Source organism: Burkholderia sp. 28_3 (assembly GCF_003253915.1).
In the GTDB taxonomy this organism is placed as follows: Bacteria; Pseudomonadota; Gammaproteobacteria; order Burkholderiales; family Burkholderiaceae; genus Burkholderia; species Burkholderia cenocepacia.
In genome coordinates this window covers 36,346-44,368 of sequence record NZ_QKZF01000034.1, presented here as the reverse complement: position 1 = coordinate 44,368, position 8,023 = coordinate 36,346, and the positions used below count along the sequence as shown (strand labels likewise).

General features: G+C 67.4%; 3 protein-coding genes. All 3 read right to left on the bottom strand.

Features of this window, described 5'->3' with window-relative positions:
- Positions 1–3,923, bottom strand: a 3,923-nt coding sequence (locus DFS13_RS36620) for an ESPR-type extended signal peptide-containing protein (protein ID WP_111442800.1), incomplete at its 3' end; no start/stop codon positions are given.
- A gap of 554 nt (positions 3,924–4,477) precedes the next feature.
- On the bottom strand, positions 4,478–6,841 hold the full coding sequence (locus DFS13_RS36615) for a CHASE2 domain-containing protein (protein ID WP_111442801.1): 2,364 nt from the start codon (positions 6,839–6,841) through the stop codon (positions 4,478–4,480).
- Between the two features lie 39 nt (positions 6,842–6,880).
- Positions 6,881–7,663, bottom strand: a complete 783-nt coding sequence (locus tag DFS13_RS36610) for a response regulator transcription factor (protein ID WP_111442799.1) — start codon at positions 7,661–7,663, stop codon at positions 6,881–6,883.
- Between the last annotated feature and the right edge of the window lie 360 nt (positions 7,664–8,023).

The following is an 8,023-nucleotide window of genomic DNA, read 5'->3' as shown; positions in this document are numbered from 1 at the left end:
CTGTCCGGCGCGGTCGAATTCGCGTGGAAGTACTTGATGCCGTGCGCGTTGATGTTGTCGATCGCCGAGCCGACGTTGTTGTTGATCGTGGTCGAGCCGTCGCTGTTGTACGTCACGTACGACGGCGCCGAGATCGTGCCGGTGGTCGGGTCGTAGGTGGCCCCGCCGCCGATCGCGCCGGCCGTGCTGTTGCCGAGGTTCGTGTTGTTGTTCGCGATCGAGCTGAGGCCCGTCGACAGTGAACCCAGACCCGTCGACGTGGCCGTCGACAGCGACGTCAGGTTGCTGTCCGTGCTCGACAGGCCGGTCGACAGTGACGTGACCGAGCTGTTCGTCGAACTCAGCCCGGTCGACAACGAGCCGATGCTGGTCGACGTCGCGGTCGACAGCGACGTAATCGAACTGTTGGTCGAACTCAGGCCGGTGGACAGCGAACCGATGCCGGTGGACAGTGAACCGACGATCGTCGAGGTCGACGTGGACAGCGACGTGATGGAACTGTTCGTCGTGCTCAAGCCGGTCGACAAAGAGCCGATGCCCGTCGACGTGGATGTCGACAACGACGTGATCGAGCTATTGGTCGAGCTCAAGCCGGTCGACAACGAACCGACGGCCGTGGACGCGGACGTGGACAGCGACGTGACCGTGCTGTTGGTCGAACTCAGGCCCGTGGACAACGAACCGACGACCGTCGACGTGGAAGTGGACAGCGACGTGATCGTGCTGTTGGTCGAGCTCAGGCCGGTGGACAACGAGCCGATACCCGTGGATGTCGACGTGGACAGCGACGTCACCGAGCTATTGGTCGAACTGAGTCCGGTGGATAACGAGCCGATGCCCGTCGATGTGGACGTCGACAGCGACACGATCGAGCTGTTGGCCGAACTCAGGCCGGTGGACAGCGAGCCGATCCCGGTCGAGGTCGACGTGGACAACGACGTGATGCTCGACGCCGTCGACGTCGACAACGCGTCGATCGCCAGATTCGTCCCGTAGAGCTGGCTGCCGTTGATCGCATCGGTCGAACTTGCGCTGATCCGGCCGGCGGCGACGTTTTGGATCTGCCGCGGCGCGGCGGCCGAGCCGACGCTCACCACGTCGCCGGCCGCCGGCGTACCGCCGGCGAAGTTGTACGTGGTCCCACCGATGACGGCACCAGGCGTTTGCACCGCGGCCGACACCGTCGACGCGTTGCCGAGCACGACCGAACCGTCGAGACCGGTCGGCACGGACACGCCGCTGCCGACGACGAACGCGTTGTTCGAATTGATCGTGTTGTTGTTGCCGAGCGAATACGAGCCCGAGCCGGTGATCGTGCTCGGATCGCCGATCGCCGCCGAATTCGCGCCGCTCACGACGTTGCCCGTGCCGATGCTGATGGAATTCGCGCCGGACGCCTGCGCGCCGGTGCCCATTGCCACCGCGTTCGCGCCGCTCGCCACCGCGGCACTGCCTACGGCGACGCCTCCGTCGCCGCTGGCGTTGGCTTGTTGACCCGCGGCAAACGCGTTCGCTCCGCCAGCCACCGCACTGATGCCGATCGCCGACGCGTTGGTCCCCGACGCCGTTGCTTGATAGCCGACCGCGGTCGCGCCGTCGGCCGTGGCCTGGGCGAGCGAAGCCAGCGCGGACGAGCCCAGGCCGGTGGCGAGGGCAAAAGCGCCAACGACCGAGGAGTCGTCGCCCTTCGCATTGGACGCCCGACCAAAAGCGGACGATCGGCTTCCCGTCGCATGAGTATTGATGCCGACCGCGACGCTCGCATCCGCTATGGCACTGGTCAGCGCGCCGATGGCCACCGAGGAAACGCCGCTCGCGGCCGCATCCGTACCGATGGCAATCGTGTTCTGATTGCTGGACGTGGTTCGCTGCCCCAGCGCTATCGCGGACAATCCCGACGCGTTGGACGTGCGGCCCAGGGCAACCGCGTTCGCGCCGCCCGCCAACGCATCGGGGCCGGCGGCGACGGCGCTCTGTCCGGTGGCGCCATCGTTGTTGTAGTTGCCGACATGGATGCCGTTGTCGTTGACGCTCCAGTAATGCGGTGTCGTGCCCGATATGCTGGCGCCGAGCGCGGTGATCGCCTGGTTGGTCGCATAGAGTTGCGAGCCGTTGACGGCGTCGGTCGACGAACCGCTGATCCGGCCCGCCGCGACGTTCTGGATCTGGCGCGGTGCGCTGGCCGACCCAACGCTGACTACGTCACCCGCGGCGGGCGCGCCGCCCGCGAAGGTGTAGGTCGTGCCGCGAATCGCGGTGTTGGGGACGGCCACCGCAGCCGAGACGGTGGACGCATTGCCGAGCACGACCGAACCGTCGAGACCGGTCGGCACGGACACGCCATTGCCGACCACGAACGCGTTGTTCGAACTGATCGTGTTGTTGTTGCCGAGCGAATACGAACCCGAACCGGTGATGGTGCTGGGGTCGCCGATCGCGCCCGAGTTCGCGCCGCTGACGACGTTGCCCGTGCCGATGCTCAGCGTGTTCGCGCCGGTGGCCTGCGCGCCCGCGCCCATCGCGATCGCGTTCGTACCCGACGCCTTGGCATTCAGACCCACCGACGTGGTCCCGCTCGCCGTGACGCCGATCCCCGCATTGGTGCCGATCGCGACGTTGTCGTTGCCGGATACGAGGCTGCCCGCGGAAGCGGCCAGCGTGCCGTCGTACGTGACGGTGCCGTCGCCGCTGCCCATCGCGACGTTGCGCGTACCCGTGACACCGGAGCCCGCGCCGCGCATCGCGCTCGCGATGCCGCCGCCGACCGCGGTGTTCTGCGCGCCGCTCACGAGCGTGCCGGTCGCGAGACCGACCGCGACCGAGCCGGTGTTGGCGGTCGTCGAGCCTGCGCCGGCACCCTGGCCCGCCGCAACGGTGCCGTCGCCGCTCGCGAGCGCCTGGCCGCCGATCGCGAGCGACGTGTTGCCGCTCGCCTTCGCGCCGTTACCGACTGCGGTGGCAGCCGCGTTGGTTGCCTGCGCGTTCGGACCGAGGGCGACGGTATTGGCTGCCGTCGCCTGCGAGCCGATGCCTATCGCAACACCGTAAAACCCGGTCGCGATGGACTGCCAACCGAGCGCAATCGCGTACTGGTCGCCCGCGCTGGCCGCCGTGCCCAGCGCAATCGCGCCTTGCTGCGCAGCCGTCGCGCCTGCGCCGGCCGCGAACGTGTCCTGTGCCGAAGCCATCGCGTTCCCGCCCAATGCGATCGCCTGCAGCGCGGTGGCGGACGACGAGTCACCGATCGCGATCGCCTGCCCCGAGCCGTGCGTGGCGGCCCCCGTGCCGCCTGTCGCAAAGGCACTCGGGCCGATCGCGATGTTGTTTGTGTCGCTGGCCGCGGTCGAGCCGGCGGTCGCAGTGCCGACGGCGACCGAGCCGGCGCTCACCGAGTTCGCGAAACTGCCGAGCGCGCTACTGGCGGAACCCTGTGCCTTCGCGCCGGGTCCGATCGCCGCGGAATTGAGGCCGCTCGCGTTCGCCGACGTCCCGAACGCCGATGCACCTTGAGCGGATGCCTGCGAAAAGATGCCGATGGCCGTGCCGTTGACGCCGCTCGCCGTGACGTTCGCGCCGATGGCGATCGCGCCGCTCGTCGCCGCGGCATTCGCATTACAGCCGATCGCAATGCCGTTGTTCGTGTTCGCGGTCGCCGTCCCCGGGCAATTCGTGCCGGAAACCGCCACCTGAGCCGCCGCGCCGCCCGACCACATCGCCATGCTGCCGAGCACGGCGAGCGTCACGGATTTCAGTGCGGCCGACGTGCCGGTGCCGCGCGCGACGGCTCGGGCTCCGGCACCGGCTTTGCCCTTGCCGTTGGCCCGATCGAGTTCGGATACCGCGACGATTGCGCCGCGTGCCGCGTTCCACACAGTGCGGTAAGTCTTGTTCATGGATTTCTGCCGGTAAGCGGCGCGCGCCATCCGCGCACCGGGCCAGCCAGGAATGCCGGGCGCGCTGAATGTCTGTCGAGCCGTGTGAAAACTGTATTTATCGGGAAACGAGTCTTGCGATAAGGCGATTTCGATCAATCGATTGCTCGCGTCAGGCCGAAAATAATCACTTCAGCCAATCGAATTGTTTATGCCTTTTTTGCGGGCAAATTCGATTAATCGAAACGGGCAAGAACCCGTTGGTCCATAGAATAAGGGAAAGGTATTCCGGGACGAGAGCGGGCAAATCTGAATAATTGTGAGCGAAATGTGAACAAAGAAAACGGATATGTGAAGACGGCAGACAGGTAAGGCTTTGCGGCATGTCGACCGACGGTCGAGTGACGGTTTTCGGTCGTTCGAGATGGTTTTTCGCAACAAAATGAATGCAGTTTGCGGCGAATTTGGATAACGGCTGGAAGGCGCGAAAAAACGTAAGTTCTTTAAATCGATGCAATGGAAATGCCGCGGCGTTATGCGGCGATCCGGCGGGGGGCTTTCGAGCCGGCGACGGAATCGGGGAAAACGGCGCCGCGCGCCGGGTTTCAACGATCGCGCGGCGCGGTGCTGCGAGGCAGAAGCAGCGTGAAGACCGACCCGCGTCCGACGGCGCTGTCGACGTGGATTTCTCCGCCGAGCGCGTCGATCACCTGCTTGACGAACGCGAGCCCGAGGCCATGGCCCGCACTCGCGCCGCTCGCGTCGATGCGAAAAAACTCGGTGAAGAGGTTCGGCAATTGATGTTGCGGTATGCCGGCACCGGTATCGGCGACCGTCACGCGCCAGTGGTCCCCGCTTTCGTCGGCCGCGACCGCAACGGTTGCGCCCTCGGGGCTGAACCGGATCGCATTGTCGATCAGATTCGCGAACGCGCGTCGCAGCAGCAGCGCATCGGCGACGACGAGCATCCCCGGCTCCGCGTTCAACCGGATCGTGATCCGCTTCGCGCTCGCATGTGCCCACAGATCGTCGGCCGCGTCGCCGAGCAGCGGCACGAGATCGACTTCCGTCGCTTTCGGCGAGCGGGCCTGCGCGCGTGCGAGCAGCAGGAACTGGTCGGCGAGCGTGAGCGTCTTGCGCGCGTAATGGGCGACGAGATCGACGAACAGCACTTCGGGCAATGCGCCCGGCGCTTCGCGACGCTGTTCGATCAGCGTGAGTATCGCGGCCTGCGGGGAGCGCATGTCGTGCGACAGAAAGCGCAGCGCGGTATCGCGCTGGCGTTCGGCGGCGCGCAACGGGGTGACGTCGGCAACGTGAAAGATCAGCATCCCGTCGCTCGTTTCGCGTGCGGGCACGATCGCGCATTTCACCAGCAACGACCGTTGCTTCGCATTGACGATCTCGAGGCCGTCCATCGGCGCGGACGCTTCGCCGGCGTGCGCGGCGCCGTTGCGCTCGGCCAGCGTTCGCAGCGCGCGGTGCACGTATCGGTCCACGTCGTCCGATGCGGTCATCGCGCGCAGCACGTGGGCCGCATGGCGGCCGGTAGCCGGCGGCAGCGCACCGCGCTGCGCCGCATTTGTCCCGTACAGGTCGAGCGCCAGGCGGTTCGCGAGCATCACGGCACCCGAAGCCGAAGCGAGGAGCGTGGCTTCCGGCAGGCTGTTCATCCATTCGGAAATCAGATGCGCGGAGCGCCGCAGGCGCGCGATCATCGCGCTCATCACGATCACCCGCCGGCGGAACGGATCGATCGCGTTCGTGTGAGTGGGGGTGTCGCCCGGCAGACACGGGTCCGCGATCGCGCGCTCGGCTTCGCGGGTCAGATAGCGCAGCAACGTTTCTTGCCGCCGCCATGCGCTGAGCGCATACGCCAGCACGCACGCGGCTACCGCGGTGGCCGGAAAGCAGAACAGATGCGCGGTCTTCAGCAACAGCAGCGACGTGGCGCACAGCGCGAGCGCGATGACCGTGGAAGCGAGCAGGGCGGCGCGCGGGCCGAGCGCGCACAGTGCCGCGCAAAGCCACGGTAGCACGGCGAGGCTGAACAGCAACTGGGCGGGCCACGATGCGCTGCGCACGAGCGATCCGCTTGCGAGCGCGTAAGTGGCTTGCGCGACGAACTCGACGCCGGCGCGCGACGGCGGCGCGTGGCCCGGCGTGACGAAGTGCGTGTCCGCGATGCCTGCGGTCGGCCCGACGAGCACGATCGCATCCTTAAGCAAGCCTGGATCGACGCGGCCTTCGAGCGCGTCGACGAAGGGCACCGTGCGATACGGAGGAGCGGAACCGAGCGGCACGTAGCGGCGGCACGCGCTGGTCCAGCGAATCGCGCGACGGGCCGGCGGCTCGTCGCATTCCGGGAACGGCACGCCGCTTGCACGGAGCAGCGATGCGCTCATGTGCTCGTAGTCGAGATTCGGCGGCCCTTCCCGCAGATAGAAGCTGCGCAACACGTCGTCCGCGTTCGGTGCTGCGTTGACCTGCGCGATCGCGAATGCGCCGCGCGCGATCGGCTCGAGCGGCGGCACCACGTTCGGCAACCCGTCCCCATCGTCGTCGGCCACCACGGCCGGCAGGACCACACGGCCGTTGCGCTCGATCGCGCTGGCGAGCCACGCGTCGCCCGCCGGCAGGATTCTGCCCGGATGCGTCATCGCGACGTCGAGCCCGATGGCGGCCACGCCCGCCGCGCTCAGCCGGTCGATCAGCGTCGCATAGTCGGCGCGCTTGACCGGCCATCCGCCCAGTGCCTTCGCGCTCGCGCCGTCGATCGCGATCAGCACGACCTTCTGCGGCGACGGCCGCTGCAGCAGCGGCTGCACGATGTCGAAGAAGAACAGGTCGGCGCGACGCAGCACGCCGGAGGTCGTCAGCACCACGCACAGCAACAGCACGAACGCACCCATCACGATGCATTCGCGCACGAAACCGTCGGGAATACGCAGCGCGTCGCTACGCATCAGATGTGACTCATTGCACGCACGCATGCGTCGACGGCGCCCTTACTCACACTCGAGTCCGGCAGCCGCCAGCGGAGGCGGCGACACAGGCCGCGCGAGCGGACTGCGTTGGGCTGACGCGTTGTCGCGATCGCGGCCCGACGGCACGGCTTCGAGGCGATAGCCATGCGTGTAGACGGAGCTCAGGCGCAACCCGTTCTCGGGCCCGAGCGCGAGCTTTTGCCGTATCCGGTAGATGTGGGTGTCGAGCGTGCGGGACTCCGGATCGAGCTCGCGCCCCCACGTGCTCATGCACACCAGCTTGCGCGACAGCAGCTTGCCGAGGTTGCCGAAGAAGAGTTCGGCAAGGTCGAATTCCTTCGGCGTGAGCCTGATCGGCGCGCCGCGCAACAGGATCGTGCGCTCGCGCGGGTTCAGCACGTAGTCGCCGGCGCGGATCAGGTCGGGGCGGTCGGTATCGCGCGCCGGGCGCTTCAGCAGCGCGTTCACGCGGCTCGCGAGTTCGCCGGCGCGAAACGGCTTCGTCACGTAGTCGTCGGCGCCGGCATCCATCGCCAGCACGATGTCGTCTTCGAGCGCCTTGCTCGTCACGAACAGCACGGCGGGCGACGTGCCGAGCGTGCGGCGAATCCAGTACAGCACTTCGAAGCCGCTCATCGCGGGCAGCAGCCAGTCCAGGATCACGAGGTCGAACGGCTGCGCGCGCAACAGTCCTTGCGCCGACGCGCCGTCATGCACTTCCACCACCTCATGTCCAAGCGGTGCCACGACGCGCGCCGCGGCGCTCGCATGAACGGGATCATCTTCGACTATCAGCACACGCATCGGGGCGTCATCCTTGTCACAAGCACGTGGGCGGCACCGCACACGTCGTCATTTCGTCCTTGGTCGCGGCCGCGCGCGTGCCGGCGCCAGGCCGATGGGCGCACGCCGGCCGGGGCCGGGCGAGGCAGGGGAACGGGCGCGCCATGGGTTCTGCACACCCGGGGAGGAAACATCGAACCGCGCGATCCGCGCGCGCCCTGCTGCGGCGAGCGCGCGCGGCGACCGCGCTACGCAGTCATGGCCATCTGCGGTGAGCCTTCGCGTTCGGGATCCGATGTCGAACGGCGCCGGAGCAGGGCGCGCGTGGAAGGGCTAATTGAGGTAAATGTCGAGCATGTTTAAGGGCGTTCTGCCGGGCTC

Bases quoted from the DNA above. Each gene is read 5' to 3' on its own strand.
- DFS13_RS36610 (WP_111442799.1), bottom strand. From the start codon at position 7,663: ATGCGTGTGCTGATAGTCGAAGATGATCCCGTTCATGCGAGCGCCGCG.